The following is a 26682-nucleotide window of genomic DNA, read 5'->3' as shown; positions in this document are numbered from 1 at the left end:
CTCACCGCCGCCGCTCGAGGACCGGGCCGGGGTCGAGCGCGACGCCCAGCGCCACGAGCAGCCAGATCGGCAGGTAGAACTGCTCGCTCAGGAAGCAGGCGGCGGTGAGCGTGCCGGCGAAGGCGACGAGCACCGCGTCGGCGGGCCGCCGCCGCTCGGGCACCCGTCGTGCGCGCATCGCGCCGCGCACGGCGTACGCCAGCAGGGCGAGGAAGGCGGCCAGCCCGACCAGGCCCAGCTCGGAGGCGACGTCGAGGTACATGTTGTGGACGACCGTCTGCGGCACCGCGGACACGTCGCCGGGCACGTACGACGGCGTCGCGGCCGCGAAGCCGCCCGGACCCTGACCGAGCAACGGGCTGTCGGCGGTCATCTCGGCGGCCATGGTCCAGGTGGTGTAGCGGGAGTCGACGTTCGCGGCGGCGATGTGCTCCTTCTCCGCGATGCTGCGCTCGACGACGTCGGCATGGGTCGCCCAGAGCAGCCCGAGCCCGGTCAGGGCGGCCAGCGCGACCCAGGCCACCGTGGCCACGCGCAGCGTCCGCAGCAGCAGCGCCGCGACCGTCATCACCACGATCGCCAGCAGGGCCCCGCGGGAGAACGTGGCACACGTGGCCACGACCAGCACCGCCGCGCAGGCGGCCACCCCGGCCACCGCCGGAGGGCGGCGGCGATGGGCCACCACGAAGGCGAACGGGAGGGCGGCGACGAGGAAGAAGGCCAGGTCGTTGGGGTCCTCCAGCGGCCCGCCCGCGCGGCCGCCCGTCGCGAGGAAGCGCAGGATCGCGACCGTGCCGGCCGCCGTGCACGCGAGGAAGAAGCAGGTGGCCAGCCGCGCCGCGACGGCCTCGGCACCCGGGCGGCCGCGGCGCACGGCGTCGACCAGGGCGACGACGACCAGCGCGTAGGACCCGTAGCTCACCGCGTGGTCGAGCCCGACCGCGAGATCCATGCCGCGCACCACGAACGAGGCCAGCAGGGCCAGCACGACGACACCGAGCGCGCCGCCCGCGGGATGCCGGGCCAACGACGGGCGGGCGCCCGCGGCCAGCCGCAGCGCCCAGGAGCCGAAGAGCAGCAGCCCGATCGCCTTGACCGCCTCGGGGTGCACCTCGCGGAGCAGATCGCCGAAGGGCTCGGCGACCACCAGCAGCACGGCCGCCCACTCGAGCCGCAGCAACGCCCCGGCGACCACCGCTGCGCCGGCCAGCGCCGCGAGCAGAGGGACCGGCGCCAGCACGGCGAGGGCGGCGGCGCCGAGGCCGATTGCCACGAGGGCGGCCAGGAGTCCGGTCGTGAGGACGGTCCTGGGTACGGCGGACACCGCTCGGCGACGAGGCCGGAGCGTGCGGAGCAGACCGGTGCGATCGGCGGGGTCGAGCACCGCGACGGTCGCGAGATAGGCGGTCAGCGACAGCGTGCCGGCCACGAGGACGCCGCCGAGCGAGTCGCGCGCGACCGGCAGCACTGCGCCGGCGCCGAGCGCGGTGGCGCCGAGAGCCAGGCCGCCGGCGGCCACGGGGAGCAGCCCGCGCCCCAGCTCCGGCCAGGGGATCGCCGGCACCCGCTGGGCGACGAGCGCCCCGGCGGCGAGGACGGTGAGGGCCACGGCGACGACCTGCGCGGCGGCGACGGCGGTGATGCCGCGATCGACCACGAGGAGCAGCACGGTCAGCAGCAGCACCAGGTGGAGGCCGGTCAGCGCGAGGACGTCGGTCGTCCGGCCCGCCGCCTTGAGCACCACGACGAGCACCTCGAGGGCGCTGAGCGCGAGGCCGTAGACCGCGAGCCAGCGCAGCGCGGGCACGGCCGGTGCCCACTGCTCCCCCAGCACGGTCAGACCGGGTGCGAGCACCAGCAGGCCGGCGTACAGCGGCACGACGAGGGCGTGCACCAGCAGCGCGGCGTCGATCGCGGCCCGTCCCACGGCGGCACCGCGCATCCGGCTCAGGTGGGCGAACAGGCTGCCGCCGATCACCATCGCGATGAGGAGATAGGGCATGTAGGCGAGCCGGAACGCCATCGAGTAGGTGCCGACGTCGTGGGCGCCGAGTCGGTGGGCGACGAGCAGGAAGTCGAGGTTCAGGATCAGCAGGGTCAGCAGGCTGCTGCCCGCCCAGCCGCCGCCGAACGCGAGCAGCGCGCGCACGTCGCCGCGCGACCAGCCCGGAAGCACCGGGTGTTGCAGCAGCCAGAACAGCAGCAGGACGAGTGCCGCCTGCACCAGCTGACCGATGACGAGCGCGAACGCCCCCTGGCCCGCGGCGAGCGCGGCGACGGTGACCACGGCACCGACCGCGTTGCCCCCGATGTCGGGGAGCACCCGGCGCCGGAAGTCGAGAGAGCGCCGCACCAGCTCGGCGCTGACCCCGGCCGCGGCCGCGAACGGCAGGCAGAGCACGACCCCACGCAGCACCGTGGCACCCTCGGCGCCGATCTGCAGCACGGCCGCGAGCCGAGGCGCCACGGCCCAGACGACGGCGACGAGGGTCAGCGAGAGACCCAGGGCGAGGGACAGCGCGCTCCGGGCGGCCCGCTCGGCGTCGCCGCGGAACGGCACCAGGGCGGTACTGGTGCCGAGGTCGGCGACCACGACGCAGACGTTCAGCAGCACGGCGGCCAGCGAGATGATGCCGAACTCCGCGGGTGCGAGCACGGCCGCGAACACCAGGAGCACCGCGGTCTGGCAGGCCTTGGCGGCGACCGCACCGAGCCCGAGCCAGCCCGCGCCGGCGACGGCCCGGACGCGGGACTCGGGCGTGGTGCCGAGGGCGGTCATCGCGCGGGCCCCTCCGGGAGCAGGTCCCCCAGCGCCCGCTCGGTGGCACGCGCCGTCGTGAACGCGACGTCCAGCAGCGCACGCACCTCCGCCGCGGAGGCGCGCAACGGCAGCACCGCACGGGCCGCCTCGGCGACCCGGAGCCGGGCCGCCGCCCGGGCGGTGTCGGCCAGGAGCGCGGCCCGGACCGCCTCGCCGACCACGTGGGCCAACGCCTGTGCCCGAGCCTCGTCGGCCGCGGTCGCCCGCGCCCGGGCCCGGATCAGGTCGGCCGCCTCCGCGCGGTCGGCGACCAGCCGGGCAAGCACCGTCTCGACGTAGGCGAGGCCCTGGTCCCATCCGGTGATCTCCTCGACCGCGCCGTCCGGCGCCGCAGGCGGCCCACCGGGTCGATCCGTCGGATGCGGCTCAGTCACCTCGGACCGCCGCCTCGAAGGACCGCAGAGCCGGCTTGGCGCGCAGGTCCGCTCGCATCAGGCCGAAGCCGTCCTGGTAGGCCTTGGTCGGGCCGTCGACGTCGCGGTACCAGATGATCGGACCGACGTAGGGGTACTCGGCGCGGACCAGGTCCACCGCGCGGCGCAGGAAGTCGGCCTGCTGGGGAATCGAGACCGGTCGGTCCCAGGGGTTGCCGTCGTTCTCGGTGCCCGTCGACCAGCCCAGCTCGGTGATCCAGACCTGCTTGCCGCCGTCGCCCCACTGCGCCATCACGTCGTGGACCATGGGTGTGCTGGTCAGGCGCCAGACCGCGCCGACCGACGCCGTCTCGGGGGCCGCGTCGCTGGGCCCGATGTAGGGGTGGACGGCGAGGGCGTCGAAGCACCCGGCGGCGCCGGCCTCGTAGGCGCGGGTCAGCCAGGGCGCGTCGTTGTACATGATGCCGCCGAACAGGACCGGGGCGTCGTCGTACGCCTTGACCGCGGGATAGGCCGCGCAGAGCAGGTTCACGTACGTCTGTGGGTCGGCGCCCTCGAAGAAGCCCTCGAAGTTGGGCTCGTTCCAGACCTCCCAGGCGTCGACGAGGTGTCCCCAACGCTGCGCGGCGCGGCCGATGGCCCGGGCGTAGGCGGCCGGGTCGGTGGGCGGGGCGTAGCGACTGCCGTTGGGGCTCGACCAGGACGGGGTCAGCCAGAACTCCACGATGACCTTGAGGTCGTGGTCGCGCGCCGCGGCGAGCACGTCGTCGATCAGCTCGGCGTACCACCGCTCGAAGCGGCCCGACGGCGTCGGCTGCAGCGTCGCCCAGCCGACGTCGACGCGGACCCATCCGGCGCCGGACTCGGCCAGCCGGGCCAGCACCCGGCGGGCGTAGTCGGGCTTGGACCGGTGGTGGGCCGACAGCTGGACGCCGAGGTCCGGGTCAGGGGCCGCCGGGACGGGCGGCTCGGCCCGCTCGGCCCTCGTCGGGTCGGAGGTGACCGTCGAGGCCGCCGGGCTCGGGCCGGGGTCGGCCGACGGAGCCCAGGTCAGCCGGGTGGCCAGGGCGCCGGTCGCCAGCAGCCCGACGACCCCGAGCGCGACCAGTGCCCGCTGCAGCAGCAGCCTCACGAGCGGTTCACCTCCAGCGGGTCTCCGGCACCGGCGGGCGCCGGCTCCGGAGCGTCGTAGGCGCTGCCGAGCAGGTCGTGGACCAGGCGGCGGGCGCGCGGCACATGCCGCGAGGTACGCCGGGCGGCCGGGTAGAGCCCGTGCAGCTTGACCCGGAGCGTGCGCAGGGTGTCGGTGGCGTTGACGTCGACGCGCTGGATGCCGAACCGGCCGGCCGGCCGGTGCACGGAGAACGCCGCGCGGTAGCCCGCGGCCGCCACCGCCTCACGCGCGCGCCGATCGTGGGCGCCATACGGGAACGCGAAGGTCGAGACGTCCGCGCCGAGCAGCTCGGTCAGCGCGGCCCGCGTCTCGCGCGTCTGGCGGCGCAGCTCGGCGTCGTCGACGGCGGTCAGGTCCGCGTGGTCGAGGCCGTGGGCACCGATCGCCATCCCCTGCGTACGAAGCCCCTGCACCTCCCCGGCGGACAGCAGCGGGTAGCCCAGCCGGTCGCCCAGCCAGTCGGCGCGGCCCCCGAGGAGGTCGGCCAGCACGTACAGGACGCTCGGGATGCCGAGTGACTCCAGGATCGGAGCGGCATGCTCCCCCACCCCCTGGTAGCCGTCGTCGAAGGTGACCAGCACCGCCTTGCGCGGGAGTCGGGCGCCCCCCAGCGCCGCCAGGTAGGCCGCCTCGGTGACGGGGACGAACCCGGCCTCCAGGAGCTGCTCCATCTGCGCCCGGAAGTTGGCCGGCGTCACGAACATGCCGTGCGGGTCCCGTTCGCGGGACACGTGGTCGACGCCGTGGTACATCAGCACCCGGGCGGGTGCCGGGGGCCTCACGTCCGCTCCCGGATCCGGTAGAGCCCGCCCGCGAGCACCAGCGCCGCGAGACAGAGCAGCGCCGCGATGTAGAGGTGGCGGGGCGGCACCGAGCTCACCCCGGCGACGCCCGCCTCGACGACCGGCACCACGCGGGTGGTGGTGTCGTCCTCCCCCTGGGCGACGGCGTACGACGCGAGCTCGTTCGCGACCCGGATCGCGGCGCTGCGACTGGTCGACGAGACGACGATCCGCAGCGTGGCGGTGCCGGGATCCTGGACGGTGCTCACCGACACGTCCGCGTCGTTGCCGCCGGCGGTCCCCGCGGAGGCGGCGTCGGACCGGGCGATCTCGGCGGTCTCGGCGGAGCTGAGCGAGACGCCGTACTCGTGGGCCAGCATCTCGACCGTGTCGGCCGGGACCTCGGCCGCGAGCGGGCGCAACGCGACCGCGCTGGTGGCGGTGTAGGTCGTGGGGATCAGCAGGATCATCTGGATCCCGAAGCCGATCGCCAGCACCAGCCCACCCACCAGGATGCCGATGGAGCGCCATCGGTCACGCTGCCGCTGGGCCTGTCCTGCGGTGGTCATGAGGGGGTCCTCGCTTCTTGCTGGGGGGTGGGGGCGGGCGGGGTGCCGGCGGGGGCGGGGCGGACGAGGGGCACGATCTCCGCCACGACGGCCATCCCGAGGAGGGTCCAGGTGAAGCCGTAGACGATGGGGTTCCACAGCGGCATGTCGAAGACGCCGTGCACGGCGATGGCGAGCAGCCCGGCGAGCACCGCCAGGCTGCGCGCCGACAGCACGGCGCCCTCCTCGTCGGGGGCGCTCGCCTGGGCGAGCAGATGCCGCCGGGCGGCGACCAGACAGCCGAGCAGCACCACGACACCGGCCGTCATGCCGATCACGCCGCGCTCCACGAGCACGCTGAGATAGAGGTCGTGGGCGTGGTCGGCGCCGTAGGCCGAGACCGTGCTCAGCGAGTCGGTCGCGGCGACCCGGTAGCCGTCGGGGCCCACGCCGAACCACGGGCGGTCGGCGATCTGGCGCCACGCCTCGCCCCAGATCAGCGGGCGGGCGTCGTACTCGTTGGCTCCGGTGTCGCCCATCGAGCGCAGCCGGATGCCGAGGATGCCGAGGAGCGGGGTTCCCGGCGGCAGCGCCAGGGCCAGCCCACAGGTGGCGACCGCGACCGCCGCGGCCCGTAGCAGCAGCCGACGGCTCCGCGGGACCGCGACGGCGAGGACGACCAGCGCGACGCAACCGCCGATCCAGGCGCCGCGGGACATGCTGAGCACCCAGGCCAGCACGATGGCGAGGGTGGCCGCCGCGAGCAGCGCGGTGCGCAGCCGGGAGCCTGCGGTCACCAGGCAGGTGACCGCCACCGGGAGCAGCCCGGCGCAGAAGATGCCGAGCTCGTTGGGCTGGGAGAAGGGGCCGGTCAGCCGGCCGTCGACGACCCAGCCCCCCGCGGCGGCCTGCAGGGCGCCGGCGCCGCTGAGCGCGTAGGCGCCGACGCAGCCGCCCATCACGACCAGCAGGTCGAGGCCGAGCCGCTCGAAGCCCGGGCGGTAGGCCATGGCCAGGCCGACGGCGTACCCGAGGGCGATGAAGGCGACCACGACCCGGGTGATCGCGTCCCCCGGGTTCACTCCCCCGGCGGCCGCGATCAGGCTGGTCACGATGCCGAGGGCGAGGCCGAGCAGGATGAGGGAGGCCGGCACCGGCCGCCGGTCGGTCACCAGGAACCACGCCGCGATCGCCGCGGGCAGGCCCATCGCCACGAACGCGACGCTGAGCCCGACCGAGACGGCCCCACCGAACGGCAGCACCGCGAGGACGGCCACGACCGCCAGCGCGGGCACCGGAAGACGGCGCTGCAGCGTCATCGCCGACGGCTCCGACGGCTCCGACGGCGCGCGGCGGCGGCCAGGGCGCCGTAGGCCTTGGCCAGGTCGCGCGCGGCCGCGACCGCCGGCACCAGCGGCACCGTGCGGAGCGGGTCCGGGCCTCGCAGGGCTCGGGTGACGGGGAGGGAGAGGTACGCCGCCAGGCCGGTGGCCACCGCCGTCCGGGCGCCGGCGGAGCCGCGGACCGCGATGCCCGCCGCGGCGGTGTAGGCGGCCACCCGGGCCAGGTCGCGGCCGAGCAGGCGGGCGTCGAGCGAGTTGCCGCTGCCCTCGCCGTACCGACGGAACATGGTGAGGTTGGCCCGGAACGTCGGGCGCTGCGCCCAGCTCACCTCGGCGTCGCGCACCATCCGGGCGGTGCCGCCGGCGGCGACGATGCTGCGGCCGAAGAGCACGTCCTCGCCGGTCTGCAGGTGCTCGGGGAAGCCCCCGACACCCGCCCAGGCGACGCGCGCGAAGGCCACCGAGCGGCCGGTGGGCATGGACGCGTCGAAGGACCGGCCGAAGAGCCGGCCGTAGGTGCGGGCCCACGGCGTGGGCCGGGCCAGCTCCTCGATCCGGGGGTAGCCGGCCGCGGCGAGGGCGTGCTCCCAGGGCTGGTGGGACTCGACCCGGTAGGTGCCGGTCCACAGGTCGACCTCGGGGTCGCGGGCGAAGGCGCGGCGGAAGGCGGCGAGCCAGCCCGGCGCCGGCACGCAGCCCGCGTCGGTGCAGGCGATCCGGTCGTGGCTCGCGGCGCGGATGCCGACATTGCGGCCCCGGGAGATCCCCGCACCGGGCTCGACGATGAGGCGCACCCTCTCGTCGAAGGCGGCATAGGCGCGCACCACCTCGACGGTGTCGTCGGCGGACCCGCCGTCGACCACGATCACCTCGTCGTCGGGCCCGAGCTGGGGCACCAGCGCGGAGAGCAGCTCCTTGGTGGCCGCCTCGTCGTCGAGCACGGTGGTGACCACGCTGATCGCGGGCGCGGACGGGGCGAGGCCGATCCCGGGCCGGTGGACGAGGTCGGCGAGGAAGTCGACCAGCACGCGGGCCGCGGTCGCGGCGTCGGGGTACGCCGCGGCGACCCGGGCGCCCGTCGTGCCGCGCCGGGTGCGGGTGCCGGCGTCCTCGAGCGCGACCAGCGCCGCGGCCACGTCGGCCGGCGCGCCGGGTCGGACCTCGATGCCGCCCTCCTGGGCCATCGCGCCCAGCGGCGGTGTGACGACCACAGGGACGCCGGCGCTCAGCGCCTCGAAGGCGGCCATGCCGAACGCCTCGCGGTGCCAGGGCAGCGACGCCGTGGGCTTGGTGAGCACGAGGACCGCGTCGAAGGCCCGGGCGAGGCGGCCGAATGCCGGGACCTCGCCGAGGAAGCGCACCCGCCCGCCGACGCCGAGCTCGTCCGCCAGCGCGGTGAGCCGGTGCTCCTCGCCGGGGTCGTCGGGGTCGTGGATGCCGGCGACGACCAGGTCCCAGGCGGCGGCCGCGGGGTCGGCGAGCGCCCGGATGGCGTCGTCGATGCCCTTGCCGTGGACGATGCGCGTGCCCATCGCGGCGATCAGGCGCTCGCCCGGGAGATCCACGCCCAGCGCGGCGCGGGCCTGTCCCCGGGTGAGGTGGTCGGTGGTCCGGGGCGGGTTGAGCAGCAGCGGGTGCGCCGCGCGTCGGCCCTCGAACAGCCAGCCACCGGTGGCGATCTGGCCGTCGCTGACCCGGTCGAGGAGCGCCGTCGGCCAGCCCGCGAAGGAGCCGTCGTGACGGACCCAGACGAACGGGATGCCGAGGGCACAGGCGGCCGGGGCCGCCGCGAGGGCCGCCTTCACGCCGTGCGCCACGACCACATCGGGCGGCGCGGCCCGCAGGGCGGCCCCGACGCGGGCCGCGAGCAGCGGGATGCGTGCCGCGCGGCGCTCCGACCGGACCGTCGCCACCGGCGCGCCCCGGTCGCGCCAGGTGGCGGCCGTCGGGCCGTCGCCGACGGCGATCACGGCGAGGTCGAGCCGGTCGGTCGCCTCGGCGAGGGTGAGCTGCCAGCGCTCGGCACCACCCAGCACACCCCCCTGCTGGACCACGGTGACCCGCAGCCGCTGCCGGAGGTCGGTCCCGGGCAGGGCCACGGGATCGAGAACCTGGGTCATCGTCGCGCTCCGCTCTGGTCTGGGGGGACCGGCCCCACTCGGGGGCCGGCCGTCACCGCACCAGTGCGTCGGGGACCATCCGGTGATCCATCTCGGCCCGGGGAATTTCCGCGCCCCGGCTCGTCGACGACGGCACGTACCGGTAAGCGGTGGTGAGGCGATAGCGCTGGAGCGAGGCCGAGTGCTCGGCCGAGAAGCTCAGGGAACGGCGGTGCGCCCGGGTCCAGGCGAGCGGCTCGCGCAGGTCGTGCAGTCGCTCGGCCAGGCCCTCCACCGTCGTCTCCAGGCCGGGGACGTCGTCGCTCGCCAGGGTCGGCAGCACCCGCGCGACGATCGGCAGGCCGACCGCGGCCGCCTCGAGGATGCTCACCGGCGCGCCTTCCCAGGCGGCCGTGTGCACATAGGCCTGGGCCGAGCCGAGGCGCGCCATCACCTCGGCACGCGGCAGCCAGCCGGACACCTCGACGCCCGCCGCGCGCAGCGCCTGCTCGCCCTCGGCGTCGCCGCTGCCGAGCCATTCCCACCGCAACGGCGTCAGGTCGGCGGCGGCCCGGCGGTCGGCCTCGCGCTTGACCTCGATCAGGTGGCGCCAGTCCTTCTGCTCGGCGACCCGACCGACGGCGACGACCCGGAACGGCTCGCTGCGCCGCGCCCGTCCCTTCGGCGGATGGAGGGCACGGTTCGGCACGGTCACCACCCTGCGGAATCCGAGCTCGGCGGCCAGGCCGCCCTCGTGGGGCGAGCAGGCGACGAGCACGTCGGTACGACGGACCAGGGATCGCTCCACCTCACGCAGCGCCGCTCGGGCCACCGCGCCGAGGTCGGTGCGCTCGAAGGCGAAGCAGTGGGGGCTGTAGGCCACCGACGTGCCGAGGTCCGAGGAACGGGCCAGCACCCCGGCGTACGACGAGTGCGCGTGGACCAGGTCCGGCGCCAGCGTCGCGACCAGGTCGCGCAGTTGGCGGGCGGCGCGGTGCGGCTGACCGGGCAGGTCGTGCACGGTCGTGAACGCGCGCCGCTGGTCGCCGGTGTCGGCGTGCTCGCGGCGGTGCCAGATCGCCAGGTGATGCTCGAGGTCGGACGTGGCGTCGACCATGCTGAGCACCGAGGTCAGCACTCCCCCGCCGAGTGACTCCACGACGTGCAGGACGCGCATGTCAGTAGGCTCCGCGGCCACCGAAGACGGCGGGGAGGGTGCGCAGCAGGATGCGCAGGTCCATGCGGAGCGAGCGGTGGTCGGCGTACTCCAGGTCGAGCTCGATCGCCCGGTCCCACTCGAGGTCGCTGCGCCCGTTGACCTGGGCCAGACCGGTCATCCCGGGACGGACGGCGTGCCGGCGGTGCTCCGACGGCGCGAACCTGGCGACCTCGGTCGGCGTGTTCGGGCGTGGCCCGACGAGCGCCATGGTGCCGTTGACGACATTCCACAGCTGGGGCAGCTCGTCGAGCGAGAGCCGGCGCAGCCACTGCCCGACCGGGGTGACCCGCGGGTCCGCCCGGAGCTTGGTCAGCGGCCCGGATCCGTCGTTGTGCCGCGCGAAGACCTCGGCCGCACGTGCCTCGGCGTCGGCGTACATGGTGCGGAACTTCAGCACCTCGAACACCCGGCCGCCGTGACCGACCCGCTCCTGGCGGAACAGCACCGGCCCACGACTGGTGCCGAGGATGAGGACCGCGATCAGTGCCACCAGGGGCAGCAGCACGATCAGCAGGGAGCCGGCCACGACCGCCTCGGTGACCCCGCGCAGCCGGCCGTGGCGCTGCACCCGGAAGAAGGGGCCCTCGGCCGGAGCCGTCCCGGCCGGGACCGGGGTCCGGACGACGGACAGCAACTCCGGCGAGCTCTGGTGGGCGCTCACGGCGCCGGCTTCGGGGCGAGCCGATCGGCGCGCAGCTCGACCTCGCAGGCCGCCCGGGTGTGTGCGGTCACCCGGTCGGCCTCGGCGACCCTGCTGTCGAGCGCGGACAGTGCGGAATGGAGGATCCGCTCGGCCTGCGCCGTCGACTGGGCCACGATCCGGTCGGCCTCACGGCTGCCCTCCCCGAGCATCTCCGTGATCCGGGTGAAGGTGCTCCCCCGGACCCTGCGGGCGTGGTCGGCGAGGGATCGCAGCACGCGCGGTGCCTCGTCGGGGTCGACGGTGACGGCGTACTCCAGATGGGCGAGGAACCGCGCCATGTCGGCGAACGTCTCGGTCGGCTCCGACCGGTCGGCGGGAGCCTGGGTGGTGGTGCTCATGGAATGCCCCTCCTGGGGATGTCGGTCCGGGACGTCAGGCAGAGCGCGTACGACGCTTGCGGCGGCCCGGTCGGGCGCCGACGAGGACGGTGCCGAGGACGCGGAGCCGGATCGTGCGCAGGTGCTCGGCGGCGCGCTGCACCGAGCGCGGGTGCACCCGGCCGGAGGGCACGGTGAGCACCATCGCGCCGTGGATGGCCATGATCCGGGCGTCCTCGGAGCTGGCGACCGAGGCGGCGTGCACGATCACGACGTCGTAGAGGCCCTCGGTGTCGTCGAGCATGCCGCGGAACCGCATCTCGAGCAGGCTCGGCGCGGCCAGGTGCGCCTGGCCGAGGGGCAGCACGTCGATCCGCGGCGCCGGGCCGTCGATGACGACGTCGCGCAGGTCGCAGGAGCCGGCGAGCACGTCGTAGAGGCCGGGCTCGCCGGGGTTCTCCAGCGCGGGATGCACCTTGGCGTCGCGGTCGGCGTTGACGACCAGGACCCGGTGGCCGACGTCGGCGAGCGCCGCGGCCATGTTGACCTCGAGCCAGCCGGCGCCGGGCTCGGTGGTGCTGGCGGAGGAGACGACCAGCAGCCGGCTCGGGTCCTCGACGCTCGCGAACTCGATCGCGATCCGCAGCGCGCGCAGCGCCTGGAACTCGTCGGCACGCGGCTCGACGGCCGGCACGCTGTCGAGGTCCTCGGGCTTCGGGATGACGCCGAGCACGGCCGTCTGGGTGATCGCACCCATCTCCTCGGCCTCGGTGACGGTGCGGAACAGCCGGTCGACGGCGGCCGCCGCGACGACCGCGAGCAGCAGGGCGAGCAGGAGGCCGGCGAGCGCCGTCACCGGGACGTTGGGCGAGCTGAACCGGTCGGGCGCGACGGCCTCCTCCGTCACCTTGAACTCGAAGGAGCCACTGCTCGGGTCGTGCTCGGGCAGCGCCGCGACGACCAGGTTGGCGATCTCGGCGGCCCGGTCCGGGTCGGCGTCGTGGACGGACACCTGGATGATGACGGTGCCGGGGATGACCTTCCCCTCGACCTCGTCGCGCAGCTGCGCGACCGAGCGGTGGGACACCTGGGCGGCCACGTCCTCGAGGAGCGGGCGCGACCGGGCGACGTCGGCGACCGTGCCGAGCAGGTCGGTGTAGCTGGCCGGGGAGCCGGTCGTCGCCGTCGCCGGCGGCGTCGCGGCCACCCGGGCGGAGGCGGTGTACTCGCGCGGCGCGATCACCAGCCCGGCCGCCACCGCGTTGACGACGAGTGCGAACACCAGCAGGACCACCCAGCGGCGCCGCCAGACGAGAGCGCCCAGCGCCCGGAAGCCCCCGCGGGCCACCGACGTCACCGACGGCTGGTCGGTGGGATCAAGGAGTGTGGTGGTCATGACTGGTCCTCACTGGAAGTACGACGTCGTGCGGGGGTCGGGGCGCGCTCAGCTGGCCGGGTCGCGGAAGAGCGCGCCGAGCTTGCGGGAACCGTCGCCGGGCTCCTCGGCGTCGGACGCGGAGGCGGACCGGTCGGTGTCGGGCCCGCCGGTGTCGGGCCCGCCGGTGTCGGACGCCGCCCCGGGCTCGGAGGCCGGCTCGCCGGAGGTCTTCTCGGGCACCGCGGCGTCGCCCGACGCCGCCGGGTCGGCCGACGCCTCCGGCGCCGTCGTGGCCGCGGCGGCCGAGTCGCGGCGGACCTCGTCGAGGAGCGCGTCGATCGCCTGGAGCTGGTCGCTGACCGCTCCGGTGGCGAGCTGGAGCACCTGCACCAGCTCCCCGAGCGAGGACTGGAGGTCGGCCCCGAGCTCGGCGGCCCGGTGGAGCACCTCACGCGCGGTGCCGCGGATCTCCTCGGCGTCGCGGGCGCCGCGGGCCGCGGCCTCGCCGACGTAGAGCCGCGCGGTCTGCTCGGCCTCGAGCATCGCCGAGCGCATCGCCTCGGTGCGGATGTTCTCGGCGTCGCGCTCGGCGTTGCGCGTCAGCATCGCGGTCGCGCTCTCGACCCGGGCGCGCTGCTCCTTGACCCACTCCACGGCCTCGCGCCGGGCGCGCTCGGCCTCCTCCTCGGCCGCGGCCCGCACCTGCTCGGCGGCGGTCTTGGCCTCGAGCACGATCTGCTCGGCCTGGTCGGTGGCCTCGCTGCGTGCGGTCGCGGCCAGGGCGAGCATCTCCTCGGCCTTGTGCTGGGCGTCGCGAGTGGCGCGCAGGGTCTCGGCGTGCTCGGTGATCCGGTCGGTCGCCGAGACGGCCGGGGTCGCCGGCTGCGCCGGCTCCGAGGTCTCGGTCTGGACGCTCGGGTCGGCCCCGGCGGCGCCGCCCTCGGCAGCGACCGCGGCCGGCTCCTCGGAGGCCTTCGAGCCGAGCTCGGCGAGCACGTCGTCGAAGGCGGAGGCGATCGCGGACTGCTGTCCGCTCTGGTTGCGCGTGCGGTTGAACATCGGTTCCTCCAGGGGAAGGGATCGTCGGGGTGGTCGCGGGCGGCGCCGGTCAGGCGTCCCTGAGGTGGGTGGCGCGCAGCTCGAGGCGGAAGGCCTCGCGGACGGTCGCCATCAGCTGGTCCGCCTCGTCGAGGCGGGAGTTGAGCGTCGCGAGCCCGACGCTCCGCATGGAGTCGGCATGGCTGAGCGCCTCGTTGAGGATCCCGCTGGCCTCCCGGTCCGCCTCGGCGAGCTTCTCCGTGGTCATCCGCAGCGCCATGGCCCGCAGCCGCTGCGCCTCCTTCGAGATCATCCGCAGCAGCCGTGCGGCCTCGGCCGGCTCGACGGCGGCGGCGTTCTCGATGCGCTCGAGCAGGCCGTCGATCTCACGGTGGGGGATGAACGCGGGCCAGCTCGGCGTGGCGGCGTCATCGGCGTCAGCAGTCGGGTCGGCCAACGGAGTCGCTCCTGTGTCGGATCAGGGATGGGGAGGCCAGGTCGCCCGGAATGTGGGGCCGGGCGACCTGACCTCCCTCCAGTGCGGTCCGCGGTGCGCGTTGATCCACGCGGGGCGGAGATTCTCGGGAAAGTTGGCTGGAGACCCGCCCTAGATGATTGATGCGCGGGGATCGTGCTGCGAGCGGCGCTCGGCGCCGCGCTCGCAAGGCGCCGGCGCGAAGGCATGCTGGGCGCACGTCGAGCGTCGGCAACGCAGCGAGCGCGGATGCTGAGCGTCGCGGAGCGTGCGAGACCCGCGCATCAATCATCTAGGCCGGGACCGGCGGGCGCCAGCTGCTGCGGTGGGCGAGGGTGACGGCGGCGAGCTGGGAGGAGACACCCAGCTTGGTGAGGATCGCGTGCACCTGCGAGCGGACGGTGGCCTCCGAGACCACCTGGTCGGCGGCGATGTCGCGCACGTGCATGCCCTTCATCAGCAGCCCCAGGACCCGGGCCTCGCGCGGGCTGAGCCGGGCCAGCCGGACCTCGTCCGCGGCCCGCTCGGCGACCCGCTCGCGCCAGGTCGCGACCAGCGCGGAGCGCTCGTCGGGTGACAGCACGGTATGACCGTCGTCGACCCGGCGGACCGTGGAGATCACCTCGATCAGCGCGCTCGACTTGGGCACCACGGTGTGCGCGCCCTCCGCCAGCGCCCGGCCCCAGCGAGCCCGGTCCGGCTCCCCCGTCAGTACGACGACCCGCAGTCCGGCGGCGTGCAGCGGGGCGATGACAGGGGTCGCGTCCCCGAACCTGCCGAGGTCGAGGTCGAGCAGCAGCACCCGGGGACGCAGCCGGACCAGCGCGTCGACCAGGGTCCGGGGCGCGCCACCGTCGGCGGGAACGGGGACCCGGCGCACGTCGTACCCGTGGACGGAGAGGGCGATCTCCAGCGACTCCGCGAGCAGCTCGTGGTCGTCGAGGATCGCGACCCGGCGCTCGACGGTGCTCATCGGCCCACCGCCGGAAGGTCGATGACGAAGGTGGTGGGGGCCGTGCCCTCCAGGCGCAGGTCGGCGTCCCACTCGCGCAGCCGGCCACGGGCCACGGCCAGGCCGATGCCCTGTCCGGGCGAGCCGTCCCGCTGGCGCCCCCAGCCGAACAGCTCGTCACGCAGCTCGGGCGGGACGCCGGGGCCGGAGTCGACGACGCGCAGCTCGACCCGGTCGCCCCGCTGCCTGGCCTCGACCCGGATGTCGTCGGTCGCGCCGTGGCGGGCGGCGTTGTCGAGGAGCACGTTGACCGCCTCGCTCAGCACGTCGGCGCTGCCGGCGGCGCGCAGGCCGCAGCCGGGCCACCGCACCCGACGGCCGCGTGCCCCGTGAGCGACGACCAGCGGGCCGACGACCTCGTCGACCACGATCTCGCGCACCGCGCTCCCGACATCGCCGACGACCACACGCTGGAGGCGGCGCAGCTCGCTGAGCATCATCGCCTCGAAGCGCTCCCGCTCCCCGACCGGGAGGATCGGCAGCACCTCGGCGGCCGACGCGAGTCCGGCGACGGTGGTGCTGATCTCGTGGAGCTGCGCCTGGTAGCGGCGTACCTGGCGTGTCGTCATCGGGCTTCCTCTCACTGTCGAGCGGTCCTTCCGAGCCCCGGACTCCCGGTGCTCCCCTCTCCAGTGCGGGAACCGGCCCTGCCTGATCCACGCTTTTCGCCAAGATTGTTGAAGGTCTCCCATCGCCCACCACTCGGGCGACGTCGTGGGGTTGGTTCGCGGCATGTCCATCCCCGCACCCGGCCCGGTTCTGCTGGCATCCTCCGTCGGCGGGCACTTCAAGGAGCTCGAGTTCGTCGTCGACGCGCTCGAGATCCCCCGGGCCGAGAGGCACTGGGTGATCCCCCGGCACATCCAGACCGACGAGCGCCTGGCCCGCGAGCAGGTCACCTGGTCGCCGCTGGTGCAGTCCGGCGAGTACGCCAGGGCGGCGCGCAACCTGCGTTTCGCCCTCACGCTCCACCGCCGCCTGCGTCCCCGGCTGGTGGTCTCGACGGGCGCCGCCCAAGCGACGCCGCACCTGGTGGCCGCGGCCCTGCTCCGCACCCCGATCCTCTACGTCGAGTCGGTGGCCCGGATGGACAGCCCGTCGGCCACCGGCCGCCTGGCCGCGCTGCTGCCGAAGGCGCGCCTGCTCGCCCCGCAGCCCGGCTGGCCCGCGCCCTGGGAGCGCGGGCTCGACGCGTTCAGCGCCTTCGAGGTCACACCTGCACCCGACGTCCCACTACGCCGGGTCATGGTCGCGCTCGGCAGCGAGCACTTCCCGTTCCCCCGCGCGGTCGACGCGATCGTCGCGGCGCTCCCGGCCGGGGTCGACGTGACCTGGCAGGTCGGCGAGACGCTCGGCAGCGACGGCGTCGAACGCAACCGCTGGCTGACCGCCAGGCAGATGACGTCCTCGATGCGGGCCGCCGACGTGGTGATCACCCACGGCGGCGCCGGCTCGATCCTCACCGCGCTCGACGCGGGCCGGGTCCCGGTGGTGCTGCCGCGGCAGGCCGCCCACGGCGAGCACGTCGACGACCACCAGGTGCGGATGGTCGAGAGCCTGTCCCGGCGCGGCCTGGTCGTCGCCGTCCCCGATGCGACCCGGCTCGCCGTCGAGCACCTGCTGGAGGCCGCCGCCCTCTCCGCGGTCCGCCGCAGCCGGCCGGCGCTCGTCCCCGCGCCAACCGTGCTGTCCCACGTCGCCTGAGACGCGGGCCGGGGCGGGTCAGCAGTCAGCAGTCCGGGTCCGCCGGGAAGGTCTGGCGCACGACCTGCCATTCGTCGCCCGCCCGCACGAGGGTGAAGACCATCCAGGTCCGGGGCGCGCCGGTGCCCGTCGGCAGCCGAGTGCCGGCGCCGTCGGTGACCACCACGGCCGACTGGTCGACGCACGCCCTGACCCGGACGCGGGCTCCCTGGCCGCGCACCACCGTGCGCACGACGCGGGGCTGGCCGGTGACGGTCCACCCGTTGTCCTCGTACTCCGCCGCCTGCGCCAGCAGCGCCTCGCGCGCCGCGCCGGCGACCACCGCGTCGTCGAGGATGGTGGCGGCCTCGCCCGGTGACGCCAGCGCGTCGTTCACCGAGGTGAGTGCCCTGCCCACGATGTCCGACGCCTCCGATGCGGTCGCCTCCGGCACGCCGTGAGCGCGGATCTCGGGCGGTGCCGGAGTCAGGGGCGAGCCGCTCGCCGTACCCGCGGGGCTTCCCGAAGCACCGTCCGACCCGACCGGCGCACTCGACGTCGCCGGGTCGTCCTCACCGGAGCAGCCGGCCAGCAGGAGTGCGGCCGCGAGCATCGACCCGAGCCGCAATGTGACCTGTCCCACGTCGCCCCGACCTTCCTTCAACAACCTTGATGAGGACACGGGGTGGTCGCGCCGACCAGAATCGTCCCCCGCATGGGACACACCTTCCCATGCCCGAGACGTCAGGATCCCCGTTGCCCAAGCTTCGCGTCCCTGCCGCGACCCTCAGCATCCTCGCCCTCGCCACCGGCCTGGTCGCACTCGACGCCCCCCTGCCCGCCGCCGCGACCGCCGCGGGGACGCACCGGCCCGCGAGCGTCGACCGGCCCATCGCCCCGGCGGCGCTCGGCAACGCCCCCGAGACCGCCGCCGGCTCCTGCTGGGAGATCAAGCAGCAGCGCTCGAGCGCGCCGAGCGGCGTCTACTGGCTGCTCACGCCGGCGATGACCGAGCCGATCCAGGTCTACTGCGACCAGACCACCGACGGCGGCGGCTGGGTCATGATCGGCAAGGGGCGCAACGGCTGGACCACCGACTACGACGGCCGCAACGCCGACGCCGGTCTCCTCGACCCCGGCTACGCCGGCGGCCAGGACGTGCACCAGATGTCCAGCGCCACTGTCGACCAGCTGCTCGACGGCGGCCGGGTCGACGCTCTCGCCGACGGCATCCGACTGCGCCGGGCGGCCAAGAACGACGGCTCCAGCTGGCAGGAGACGCGGCTCCGGCTCGCGCGGCGCGACCGGTGGGTCTGGAACTTCGACGCGCTGCACCCGATCTCGTCGTACACGATCGCCGGCACGACCAGGACCGGCGGCACGACCAACGCCTTCGGCACCGACAGCACCTGGAAGTGGGTCGACACCCGCAGCCGCGCGGTCACCGGGTGGGACTACGGCTTCGGCTACGGCTCCAAGGCGACCGGGTCCAGCGCCACGTCGGCGTACCTCTACTCCCCGACCGACACCGGCAGCGCGCTGCCGGTGACCCAGGTCTACCTGCGTCCCCAGGTCTCCTCGGCCTCCTTCGACGCGATCCCCGACAGCGGCACTGCGGAGGTCCGGCAGCGGGCGCAGGCCTCCTCGCTCGCCGACTCGCTCAACTGGAGCGTCTCCGGCCTGGCCTCCCACGCGTCGGCGGAGGGTGACGTCGAAGTCCAGGCGTTCACGCAGTCCGGCGACCGGATGTTCGTCGCCGGCAACTTCCGCTATGTCAGGACCGACGGCGGCAGCGAGTGGGAGCAGCCCTACCTCGCCGCGTTCGACGTCACGACCGGCAACTGGATCTCCTCCTTCCGGCCCACCTTCGACCAGCAGGTCCGGACCCTGGCGACCCTGCCCGACGGCCGGATCGTGGCCGGCGGACTGTTCAGCCAGGTCAACGGCCAGCCGGCGGCGGCCCTCGTCGCGCTCGACCCCGAGACCGGTGCCACCGCGACGGACTGGTCCACCCAGGTCGAGAACCGCCTCACCGGCGGAGTCGCCTCCGTGCGCTCGCTCGCCGTGGTCGGCGACCACCTGGTCGTCGGAGGCGGCTTCACCCACGTCAAGGGCGCCGGCCAGGCCACCTGGTCCTACATGCGCAACCTCGCCCTGCTCGACGTCTCCGACGGGCTGCCCGTCTCCGGCTGGAACCCGGAGCTCAACGGCACGGTGGCCAGCGTCGCCGGCTCCGAGGACGCCACCCAGGTCTACGCCGTCGGGTTCTTCTCCCAGGCCAAGGGCGCGGTGAGCGCGAAGCGCGCGGCCGCGGTGCTGGTCGACGGCTCGGGCTCGCTGGCCACCCCGGCCTGGAACCCGACGTGGAGCAACACCAACGACTATCAACGCACCGTCGCCACGGCGCCCGGCCAGATCTGGGTCGGCGGCTCGGAGCACAGCATGTTCGGCTTCTCGCCCACGACGTTCGCCCGTCAGCGCACCACGATCTTCGACCCGCACGGCGACCTCCAGGCGCTCGGTCGCGACGGCGACGTGATGTACGCCGGCTGCCACTGCAACGCCAACTCCTACACCGACGCCACCACCTGGCCGCTCAACTCCACGCCGTGGACCCAGGCCGACACGGTGCACTGGGCCGGCGCCTTCGACGCCAGCACCGGCGAGCGGATCCCCGGTTTCACCCCGACGCTCAGGTCCCGGCTCGGCAGCGGCATCTGGGCGATCACGACCGACTCCCACGGCCGGGTCTGGATGGGCGGTGACATCGTGACAGCCGCCTCCGCCCGCAGCGCCAAGGACCCCTCCGGCGGCTTCGCCCGATTCAGCCCGCGCGATGTGAGCCCGCCGTCGCGGCCCTCCGGCCTGCGCGTGGTGGGCCAGACCGGCACCACCGTGACCCTCGGCTGGGACGCGAGCAGCGACCCCAGCGGCGTGCGCTACCAGGTGCTGCGCGACGACCGTCCGATCGCGACCACCACCGCCACCACGGTCACGCTCCCGTTCGACGGCACCTCCCGCTACTTCGTGCGCGCCGCCGACGGCGCGGGCAACGTCTCGGCGAGCACCTCGGTGCTCACCGTCGCGCGGGTCACCGAGCTGGTCGCCGCGGACGCGGCATGGTCCTGGTGGTACCAGCCCGTCGCGCCCGGCGACGGCTGGGCGGAGCCCGGCTACGACGACAGCGCGTGGCCGACCGGTGCCGCGACCCTCGGCTGGGGTGCCACCTCGGTCGGCACGCCGATCGACACGTTCGCCACGACGAAGGACCGGCCGTTGACGGCGTACTTCCGCCACACCGTCGACATCGCGGACCCGGCCGACCTGTCCTCGCTCAGGCTGATCGCGGTCGCCAACGACGGCGCCGCGGTCTACGTGAACGGTGTCGAGGTCGCCCGCAAGGGACTGCCTGCCGGGCCGCTGACCTCGACGACCTACGCCACCGCCGCCATCCGCGACGCGGCGGCTGCCGCGGATCCGCTCGTGGTCGAGGTACCGTTGGCACTCCTGCGTGCGGGGGCGAACGAGATCGCCGTCGAGACGCACCTCAACTACCGGGCGACGCCGGATCTGACCTTCCGACTGCAGGCTCTCGCGACCGAGGCGGGATGACCTGGCTGAGTCCGGCTCCGACCTGGGAGGGACTCCGGCCGATGGCTTCCGCTCCCCGTCGCGGTCGCCATCGCCGACCCGTCTGGGTCGGGCTGGCCCTGGTCGCCGCCCTGGCCGCCGCCGTCGTCGTGGTGCGGCTCGACGAGACCGCGAGCCACCCCGCCCGCGTCGACGCGGGCCGGCAGGGCGGCACCACCGCTCCGGCCGCCCCGTCCGCGACGCCGCCCCCGTCGGGCCCGCTCACCCTCGCCGACCTGCAACAGGTGCCCGCCGCGAGTCGCGGCTGCCTGCTCGGCCGGCCCCGTTCGGTGATCCGTCCCGACCGCCCACGCACGTCCGCCCGGTGGCGCATCGACCTCGACGAGAGCTTCGACCGGCTCCGGCCGCGGATCTGGAACACCCGCGACCAGACGCTGCTCGACCACGACGTGGCCTACCTGCTCGAGCGCAATGTGACCATCCGGCGCGGGCGCCTCGCCATCGCCGCCCGCCAGGAGTCGGCGGGCGGGCGCGACTACACCTCCGGGTACGTCGACACGAACGGTCGCTATGCGCTCCCGTCGACCTTCCAGGTCGCCATCCGGGCCAAGGCACCGTCGCGCCAGGGCCTGTGGGCCGCGCCCCTGTGGCTGCGACCGACCGACCGCAGCGGCGGCGAGATCGACCTGGTGGAGACCACCCGGCGCCCCGGCGAGCCGGCGCGGGTCAGCCAGAGCATCCACTCCGCGTACGGCGCCGGCCACCAGGTGGCCGCCCGCCGCTTCGACCTCGCCGACCTCGGAGACCGCGACGGCACCGGCTGGCACGACTACGTCATCCGCAAGACCCCCGGCCTGATCGTGATGTGGATCGACGGCCAGGTCACCTCCGCGTTCTGCGCCGGCTCCCCCAGCTGGTACGAGGAGTACTACGACGCCGGCAAGCGTTGGAACCTGCGGATCAATCTGCAGGTCGGCGGCTGGGGCGGTCCACCGCGGATCGGCGACGACTGGTCCGGTGGTCGGTCGACGCTGCTCGTCGACTCGGTGCGCACCTGGGTCCGCAAGGAAGGCTGAGCCTGCCGCGATCCGTGGGTTCCGTGGATCCGGCGAGGGTCAGCGGGCGGTCGCGCCGCGGCGGCGTACGATCCCCGAGAACTGGTCGAGGCGCAGGGGGCGGCGACCGACCCGGGCCGCGGCCACGAGGCCGGAGCCGGTGAGGAGCACGGCGACGGCGAAGCCGAGCAGGGACTGTCCACCGACCACGAGGCCGACCAGAGCGGCGGGTCCGGCGACCACGACCGCCGCGGCGATGCCGGCGGCGATCCGGCTGGCGGAGGGCCGGATGCCGGTGAGGCGGGCGACCTGGAGCGCGGAGAGCACCCCGTCGAGGATCCAGCACAGCGCCCAGGTGGTGGCCGCGCCGGCGATCCCCCAGACCGGGATGAGGAGCAGGTTGCAGCCGACGCTGGTCGCGACGACGACGACCTTGTTGAGCAGGGCGCGGCCGCTGCGGCCGGTCATCAGCAGCAGGGACTGCAGGTTGCCGGCGGCGAGCAGGGCGACGCCGCCGGCGCAGAGCACGACCATCGCGGTGCGGCCGCTGCCGAACTCGGCACCGGGGATCGACAGCACGAAGGGCGCGAAGCAGGCGAGCAGCACATAGACCGGGACGCCGAAGAAGACGATCCAGGTCGAGGTGACCGCGTAGAGCCGGCCGGCCTCCGCGTTCTCGCCGGCGGCGAGCCGGGCGCTGAACTGCGGTGCCACCACGATCCGCAGCGCGGTCATCATGACCAGTCCGCCGGCGACGAAGCGGGATGCGACCCCGTAGACGCCGGCGGCGGCCGGGCCCAGCAGGACGCCGACGAGGACGACGTCGAGCCAGCCGAGCGCCTGCTCGAGCAGCGTCGAGAGGGTCCGGGGCAGGCCGAAGCCGAGGATCTGGCGCACCAGGACCCGCGGCGGGCGGGCCGCGCCGGTGACGCCGAGGGCGTGCTCCGTGCCGCGCAGCCGGCGAGCGAGCACGAGCACCGCGACGCAGGCGCCCGGGACCAGCACGACGGCCCACCCGGTGGCCGCGGCCACCGCCGAGCCCCCGAGCGCGGCGACGACGACCACGACGACCGGCCGCAGCCCGGGCACGGCGATGTTGCCGATCAGGTTGAAGGGCAGCACGCCGCCGAAGCCGCGGGTCGCCGCCAGCGCGGTCGTCATCACCGCGCCGAACGGCAGCGCCCAGGCGACGGCCGTGAAGGCGTCGTCGACCCGGGCGTCGCCGAGCACGTCCCCGCCGCTCATCGCGTCGACGAACAGCCAGGCCGCCGCCACGGCGATCCCGCCCGCCGCGGCGAGTGCCAGCAGTGTGCCGCAGGCGGCTCGCATTCGCTCCGGGTCCTGGGCCCGCAGCCGCGGCAGCAGCCAGACGGCGGTGGTGTCGGAGCCGAGCCGGCCCAGGGCGAGCGTCAGGGTCGCGACCGCGATCACCTGCTGGACGACGCCGGCGCCGGTGGCGCCGAACTGCCGCGCCAGCACCATGGTGAGCACGAAGCCCATCGCCGTGCTGGTGGCCGCGCCGGCGACGGTGACCACCCCGCCGCGGGCTGCGGAGCGCAGGTCCGCGCCGACCTCTGCCCGGGAGGTCTCAACGGCGGACATCGGCCGCGGCCCGCTCCGGCGCCAGGGCGCGGGCGTGCGCCACCAGCGCCACCGCCTCGTCGCGACGCAGCCATGCGTCGTCCCAGACACCGTTGTCGGCGGCCAGCGAGACCGCTCGCTCGACCAGAGCGGCCACGTACAGCAGCGGTACGACCGCCGCGCTCGTCGCCGAGTGGCCGGCCGCCGTCAGCGCGGGCCCGGCCCGGCGCCGGGCCGTGGCGAGCAGCGCGCCGTCGTAGCGGGTCCCGTCGAGGGTGGCCCCGCCCGCGGCCCAGTGCACCGCGTCGAGGCCCGCCACGGCGTCGTCCTCGGTCGACTCCCAGTCCCAGCACCACAGCCGGCCCTCGTCGTCGCGTGCGGTGTTCCACGCGGTGAGGTCGCCGTGCCAGCGCGCCGCGATCGGGACCTCGACCTCGGCGATCCGGTCCAGCAGGTCGTCGACGGCGTCGACCAGCTCGGCGTCGCCCCCGCTCCCACGCAGCGCCTCCAGCCGGTCCCGCAGGTCCTGGAACTGACCGGAGCGCGCGACCAGGTCGCGTCGCTGGACCGGACACAGCGCGAACAGCTCCTCGGCGCTGGGCAGCCGGCCCGGTTCGGGGCGTCGGCTCGCGGCGGGCAGCGGCTCGGTCACCAGGTACGGCCGTCCCAGCCAGGTGCCCTGCGCCAGCAGCCGGGGCGCGCGCACGCCATCGGTGCCACCGGCGAGGACACGCAGCGCGTCGGCCTCCCGGACGACCGCCTCGGTGCTGGCCCGGTCCCAGCCGAACTTCGCGAACCCCACGGCGGTGCCGCGGTCGTCGACGAGCTGCAGGGTGGCCTTGCGGTTGGATCCGGTGCGGACTCCGATCGACGCGTGCACCCGGGGCAGCCCGAGGTCGGCGGCGACCTGCTCGGTCGGGAGCAGCACGCGGTCGATGCCGAGGCGCGCCTGCAACCGCACGTGCGGGAACGGCAGGGGCAGCCGGCCGGACACGACCGACCCGAGCACGCGGCGCTGGGCCCGGGTGCGGGCGTCGCGGAGCCCGCGGAAGTTGAGCAGCGAGCCGGCGAGCACCCGGCGGTTCGCCGTCGGGAGCAGCATGGTCGCGCGCGCGATCGACGGCAGGACCTGGTAGGTCTCCACGTCCGTCCAGCCCGGCGTCGGACCGCGCCCCTGCTCGAGCCGCAGATCGCCGGTGTCGAGCGCCGGGGCCCACAGCTGCTCGACGAGGTGGTCGAGGGCGCTCACCGTGGTGACCCCGGCGTCGTCCAGCCCAGGTCACGGCCCAGGAACTCCTCCAGCGCCCGGTTGTGGGGCTCGAAGAACTCCGCCAGCTCGCGGCGGCACGGCTCGGGCACCGACGACTTCGTCCGGCTGGCATTGCGCGGACGCACATCCGGCAGCCGGAACGGGCGCACCCCCAGGAAGGCGCAGATGCGATCGAAGACGGCCTGCACGTCGTCGTACATGTCCTCGCTGCGCAGCACCAGCAGCTGGTCGGCCGGGAAGACCGAGAGCCAGTTCCGCAGCTGGGGCAGGTAGACGCCGCGGGCGCGGTAGGTGTACCAGTCGTGCGCGGTGCTGTGGTACGTCGGATCGGCCGTCATCCGCTCCAGCTCGCCGGCCGTGCGCGCGTCCTCCGCGGCCAGCGCCTCGGCGAAGCCGAGCGGCTCGACGCCGTTCTCGGTGCGCTCCTGGTAGTGGGACCAGGCCCGCTCGACCGGGTCGCGGAGCAGCGCGATCGCCTTGACCTGCGGGTAGGCGGCCTGCACCCGACGGGCGATCCGCGGGTCCCACAGGTAGTAGGGCGACGCCTCGCCGCCCAACGGCTGCTCCCCCTGCCGGCGGGCCAGCCGGGCCCGGTAGGCCTCGGCGTGGAAGTGGGAGCGGTACCAGCGCTCGCTGCGCTGTCCCGAGGCGAAGAAGTGATCGGTGCTCTTGCGCCCGCGCGGCTGCGGGAACAGCCCCAGCAGCGAGGGGTGCTGCTGGAGGTAGTTGTAGAGCGAGGTGGTGCCGCCGCGCTTCGTGCCGATGACCAGGAAGTCCGGCCCCGGGCGCGCCGCCGCGGTGCTGAGCGCGTAGCCGCGGGTGGTCAGGTTGGCGACGTCCTTCATCCAGCGCGGGGCGGCCTCGCGCCGCTCGGCGAGCATGCTCATCGCGCCTCTCCCTTCTGCAGCTCGGACGTGCTCGGCTCCGCCGCCGGAGCGGTCGGAGCGGTCGGAGCGGTCGGGGCGGCGGCGACCGGCTCGGTGAACCGGTGGGCCACGACCGTGCCGGCCGGCTCGACGCCGACCGCGCGGAGGTGGTCGGCCAGCACCGCCAGCGCGCGCACGGTGGTGCGTCCGTCCTCGGCGACCAGGACGACGACGGTCGCTCGCGGGGCGAGCGAGAGAGCGACGGCGTAGCCTTCCTCGGCGGGCACGGCCAGCGCCCGGACCCGGCGCGAGACCTGCGGGCTCGCGTCGTCCACCGCGGCGGCGGCGAGCTCCAACGCCCGGGCCACCTCGGCGACCGGGGCGCCGACCGACGCCCCGATCACGAGGATCACCGGGATGTCGTCGGCGATCTGGATCCGGAGCCGGTGCCACACCGAGCGCAGTGCGTCGGAGTCGGCCGGGGCGTCGAGGTCGGCCATGGCGCGGGCCTGCAGCCGGGCGAGCAGCGGGCCGCCGTTGCCGTCGACCACGTCCGCGGCGTCGTAGACCCGGCGGCGCACCATGTCGCCGAGGACGACCACGACCGCACCGAGGATGAGGCCGAGCACCCCGGCGCCGAGCAGCAGCGTCGACGCCGTGGTGCCGGTGGCCGGAGTGGTGTCGGCGGCCCTGACCAGGACCGTGCCGCCCGAGGTGGCGACGCCCGAGACCTTGGTGATCTGGCTGAGGACCAGGTTGAGCTCGCTGAGGATCGCGCCGCGCCCGCTGTCGGTCTGCTGGAGCTGGGCGTTGAGCGCGTCGCGGCGGGCGATGAGCGGCTCCAGCGCGTCCTGCTGCCGCGCAGTGGCCTGCTCGCCGCGGTAGGCGAGGTACTCCGCCGCCACCGCGTCGGCGACGGCCTGGGCACGCCGCGGGTCGGCGCCGGTCCAGCTGATCCGCAGCACGGTCGAGCCGGCGACCATCTGGGCGTCGAGCCCGGCACGGACCGACCGGCCGCTGGTGCCGTCACCGAGCTCGGCCGCCGCGCGGTCGACGACCTCGGAGGACAGCACGATCTGGCGCTCGGTGGCGGCGTCCAGCAGGTCGGAGGAGGTGCGCTGAGCGGCGAACGGGTCGGTGGCGATGACGTTGACGTTGACCTGGGTCGTCGCGGTGGCCGAGCTGGGTGAGACGACCAACCACAGGCTGGCGAGCGCCACGAGCGCCGCGGTCACCAGCGCCACCACCGGCCACCGGCGCCGCAGCACCAGGACGAGCCGGCCGATCTCGACCGTCGACTGCAGGTCTGTGCTCACTGTCCGGGTTCCCTCTCTGCTGATGGTGATCTGCTGC

General features: G+C 75.0%; 23 protein-coding genes. 3 read left to right on the top strand and 20 right to left on the bottom strand.

The genetic code is table 11. The features are described from left to right. Position 1 precedes the first annotated feature (1 nt). The 15 genes from ACPZVR_RS10740 to ACPZVR_RS10670 form a co-directional block, all read right to left on the bottom strand. Positions 2–2779 carry an oligosaccharide flippase family protein gene (locus ACPZVR_RS10740; RefSeq protein WP_436699576.1) on the bottom strand — a complete coding sequence of 926 codons (2778 nt, stop codon included), beginning with the start codon at positions 2777–2779 and terminating at the stop codon, positions 2–4. Then, a complete protein-coding gene (locus ACPZVR_RS10735; protein ID WP_436699575.1) occupies positions 2776–3195 on the bottom strand; it encodes a hypothetical protein in 420 nt (139 codons plus the stop codon). Before ACPZVR_RS10735 ends, ACPZVR_RS10740 begins: the two co-directional genes overlap by 4 nt. Further along, positions 3188–4327 carry a cellulase family glycosylhydrolase gene (locus ACPZVR_RS10730; protein WP_436699574.1) on the bottom strand — a complete coding sequence of 380 codons (1140 nt, stop codon included), beginning with the start codon at positions 4325–4327 and terminating at the stop codon, positions 3188–3190. Before ACPZVR_RS10730 ends, ACPZVR_RS10735 begins: the two co-directional genes overlap by 8 nt. Continuing rightward, a complete protein-coding gene (locus ACPZVR_RS10725; RefSeq protein WP_436699573.1) occupies positions 4324–5151 on the bottom strand; it encodes a polysaccharide deacetylase family protein in 828 nt (275 codons plus the stop codon). The genes ACPZVR_RS10730 and ACPZVR_RS10725 overlap by 4 nt, the downstream gene beginning before the upstream one ends. Beyond that, on the bottom strand, positions 5148–5720 hold the full coding sequence (locus tag ACPZVR_RS10720) for a YveK family protein (protein ID WP_436699572.1): 573 nt from the start codon (positions 5718–5720) through the stop codon (positions 5148–5150). The genes ACPZVR_RS10725 and ACPZVR_RS10720 overlap by 4 nt, the downstream gene beginning before the upstream one ends. Next, positions 5717–7018, bottom strand: a complete 1302-nt coding sequence (locus ACPZVR_RS10715; RefSeq protein WP_436699571.1) for an O-antigen ligase family protein — start codon at positions 7016–7018, stop codon at positions 5717–5719. Before ACPZVR_RS10715 ends, ACPZVR_RS10720 begins: the two co-directional genes overlap by 4 nt. Continuing rightward, positions 7015–9162, bottom strand: a complete 2148-nt coding sequence (locus ACPZVR_RS10710; RefSeq protein WP_436699570.1) for a glycosyltransferase — start codon at positions 9160–9162, stop codon at positions 7015–7017. The genes ACPZVR_RS10715 and ACPZVR_RS10710 overlap by 4 nt, the downstream gene beginning before the upstream one ends. A gap of 52 nt (positions 9163–9214) precedes the next feature. After that, positions 9215–10318, bottom strand: a complete 1104-nt coding sequence (locus tag ACPZVR_RS10705) for a glycosyltransferase family 4 protein (protein ID WP_436699569.1) — start codon at positions 10316–10318, stop codon at positions 9215–9217. Between the two features lies 1 nt (position 10319). Then, entirely contained in the window at positions 10320–11021 is a 702-nt protein-coding gene (locus ACPZVR_RS10700; protein WP_436699568.1) for a sugar transferase, read from the bottom strand. Beyond that, positions 11018–11401: a hypothetical protein gene (locus tag ACPZVR_RS10695; protein ID WP_436699567.1), complete on the bottom strand. Its 384-nt coding sequence runs from the start codon at positions 11399–11401 to the stop codon at positions 11018–11020. Before ACPZVR_RS10695 ends, ACPZVR_RS10700 begins: the two co-directional genes overlap by 4 nt. Positions 11402–11435: 34 nt before the next feature. Next, positions 11436–12776: a polysaccharide biosynthesis tyrosine autokinase gene (locus ACPZVR_RS10690; protein WP_436699566.1), complete on the bottom strand. Its 1341-nt coding sequence runs from the start codon at positions 12774–12776 to the stop codon at positions 11436–11438. Positions 12777–12824: 48 nt separating this feature from the next. Beyond that, positions 12825–13817, bottom strand: a complete 993-nt coding sequence (locus tag ACPZVR_RS10685; RefSeq protein ID WP_436699565.1) for a hypothetical protein — start codon at positions 13815–13817, stop codon at positions 12825–12827. Positions 13818–13866: 49 nt separating this feature from the next. After that, positions 13867–14253 carry a hypothetical protein gene (locus ACPZVR_RS10680; protein ID WP_436699564.1) on the bottom strand — a complete coding sequence of 129 codons (387 nt, stop codon included), beginning with the start codon at positions 14251–14253 and terminating at the stop codon, positions 13867–13869. A 310-nt stretch (positions 14254–14563) separates the two neighbouring features. Continuing rightward, entirely contained in the window at positions 14564–15244 is a 681-nt protein-coding gene (locus tag ACPZVR_RS10675; RefSeq protein WP_436699563.1) for a LuxR C-terminal-related transcriptional regulator, read from the bottom strand. Next, positions 15241–15852, bottom strand: coding sequence for a sensor histidine kinase (locus ACPZVR_RS10670; RefSeq protein ID WP_436699562.1), 612 nt, complete (start codon positions 15850–15852; stop codon positions 15241–15243). The genes ACPZVR_RS10675 and ACPZVR_RS10670 overlap by 4 nt, the downstream gene beginning before the upstream one ends. 163 nt (positions 15853–16015) lie before the next feature. Between ACPZVR_RS10670 and ACPZVR_RS10665 the strand changes: the two genes are divergently transcribed. Continuing rightward, positions 16016–16987 (top strand): glycosyltransferase, encoded by a 972-nt coding sequence (locus ACPZVR_RS10665; RefSeq protein WP_436699561.1) that lies wholly within the window; start codon positions 16016–16018, stop codon positions 16985–16987. Between the two features lie 25 nt (positions 16988–17012). Here the strand turns inward: ACPZVR_RS10665 and ACPZVR_RS10660 are convergent, their stop codons facing one another. Further along, positions 17013–17609 carry a hypothetical protein gene (locus tag ACPZVR_RS10660; RefSeq protein WP_436699560.1) on the bottom strand — a complete coding sequence of 199 codons (597 nt, stop codon included), beginning with the start codon at positions 17607–17609 and terminating at the stop codon, positions 17013–17015. Between the two features lie 113 nt (positions 17610–17722). Here ACPZVR_RS10660 and ACPZVR_RS10655 point away from each other — a divergent pair, with 113 nt between their 5' ends. Together ACPZVR_RS10655 and ACPZVR_RS10650 are read left to right on the top strand one after the other, a co-directional pair. Then, positions 17723–20578 (top strand): fibrinogen-like YCDxxxxGGGW domain-containing protein, encoded by a 2856-nt coding sequence (locus ACPZVR_RS10655; RefSeq protein ID WP_436699559.1) that lies wholly within the window; start codon positions 17723–17725, stop codon positions 20576–20578. Positions 20579–20619: 41 nt separating this feature from the next. Beyond that, positions 20620–21633: a glycoside hydrolase family 16 protein gene (locus tag ACPZVR_RS10650; RefSeq protein WP_436699558.1), complete on the top strand. Its 1014-nt coding sequence runs from the start codon at positions 20620–20622 to the stop codon at positions 21631–21633. A gap of 39 nt (positions 21634–21672) precedes the next feature. Here the strand turns inward: ACPZVR_RS10650 and ACPZVR_RS10645 are convergent, their stop codons facing one another. From ACPZVR_RS10645 to ACPZVR_RS10630, 4 genes are read right to left on the bottom strand one after another with little or no spacing between them, the layout of a single operon-like run. Further along, positions 21673–23214 carry an oligosaccharide flippase family protein gene (locus tag ACPZVR_RS10645; RefSeq protein WP_436699557.1) on the bottom strand — a complete coding sequence of 514 codons (1542 nt, stop codon included), beginning with the start codon at positions 23212–23214 and terminating at the stop codon, positions 21673–21675. Further along, complete coding sequence (locus ACPZVR_RS10640) at positions 23201–24442, bottom strand: hypothetical protein (protein ID WP_436699556.1); 1242 nt, start codon at positions 24440–24442, stop codon at positions 23201–23203. Before ACPZVR_RS10640 ends, ACPZVR_RS10645 begins: the two co-directional genes overlap by 14 nt. Then, positions 24439–25350 carry a sulfotransferase family protein gene (locus ACPZVR_RS10635; protein WP_436699555.1) on the bottom strand — a complete coding sequence of 304 codons (912 nt, stop codon included), beginning with the start codon at positions 25348–25350 and terminating at the stop codon, positions 24439–24441. The genes ACPZVR_RS10640 and ACPZVR_RS10635 overlap by 4 nt, the downstream gene beginning before the upstream one ends. Continuing rightward, a complete protein-coding gene (locus ACPZVR_RS10630; protein WP_436699554.1) occupies positions 25347–26645 on the bottom strand; it encodes a Wzz/FepE/Etk N-terminal domain-containing protein in 1299 nt (432 codons plus the stop codon). The genes ACPZVR_RS10635 and ACPZVR_RS10630 overlap by 4 nt, the downstream gene beginning before the upstream one ends. Positions 26646–26682 lie beyond the last annotated feature (37 nt).

Origin of the sequence: Nocardioides segetis (genome assembly GCF_051390595.1) — a bacterium.
Classification (GTDB): domain Bacteria; phylum Actinomycetota; class Actinomycetes; order Propionibacteriales; family Nocardioidaceae; genus Nocardioides.
Note: the sequence above shows the minus strand (reverse complement) of the source record. Positions and strands in the feature narration are given on the sequence as shown.

Coding starts and splice junctions, on each gene's coding strand:
- ACPZVR_RS10740 (WP_436699576.1), bottom strand. CDS start 2,779: ATGACCGCCCTCGGCACCACGCCCGAGTCCCGCGTCCGGGCCGTCGCC.
- ACPZVR_RS10720 (WP_436699572.1), bottom strand. CDS start 5,720: ATGACCACCGCAGGACAGGCCCAGCGGCAGCGTGACCGATGGCGCTCC.
- ACPZVR_RS10715 (WP_436699571.1), bottom strand. CDS start 7,018: ATGACGCTGCAGCGCCGTCTTCCGGTGCCCGCGCTGGCGGTCGTGGCC.
- ACPZVR_RS10710 (WP_436699570.1), bottom strand. CDS start 9,162: ATGACCCAGGTTCTCGATCCCGTGGCCCTGCCCGGGACCGACCTCCGG.
- ACPZVR_RS10705 (WP_436699569.1), bottom strand. CDS start 10,318: ATGCGCGTCCTGCACGTCGTGGAGTCACTCGGCGGGGGAGTGCTGACC.
- ACPZVR_RS10695 (WP_436699567.1), bottom strand. CDS start 11,401: ATGAGCACCACCACCCAGGCTCCCGCCGACCGGTCGGAGCCGACCGAG.
- ACPZVR_RS10690 (WP_436699566.1), bottom strand. CDS start 12,776: ATGACCACCACACTCCTTGATCCCACCGACCAGCCGTCGGTGACGTCG.
- ACPZVR_RS10685 (WP_436699565.1), bottom strand. CDS start 13,817: ATGTTCAACCGCACGCGCAACCAGAGCGGACAGCAGTCCGCGATCGCC.
- ACPZVR_RS10675 (WP_436699563.1), bottom strand. CDS start 15,244: ATGAGCACCGTCGAGCGCCGGGTCGCGATCCTCGACGACCACGAGCTG.
- ACPZVR_RS10670 (WP_436699562.1), bottom strand. CDS start 15,852: ATGACGACACGCCAGGTACGCCGCTACCAGGCGCAGCTCCACGAGATC.
- ACPZVR_RS10665 (WP_436699561.1), top strand. CDS start 16,016: ATGTCCATCCCCGCACCCGGCCCGGTTCTGCTGGCATCCTCCGTCGGC.
- ACPZVR_RS10650 (WP_436699558.1), top strand. CDS start 20,620: ATGGCTTCCGCTCCCCGTCGCGGTCGCCATCGCCGACCCGTCTGGGTC.
- ACPZVR_RS10645 (WP_436699557.1), bottom strand. CDS start 23,214: ATGTCCGCCGTTGAGACCTCCCGGGCAGAGGTCGGCGCGGACCTGCGC.
- ACPZVR_RS10635 (WP_436699555.1), bottom strand. CDS start 25,350: ATGAGCATGCTCGCCGAGCGGCGCGAGGCCGCCCCGCGCTGGATGAAG.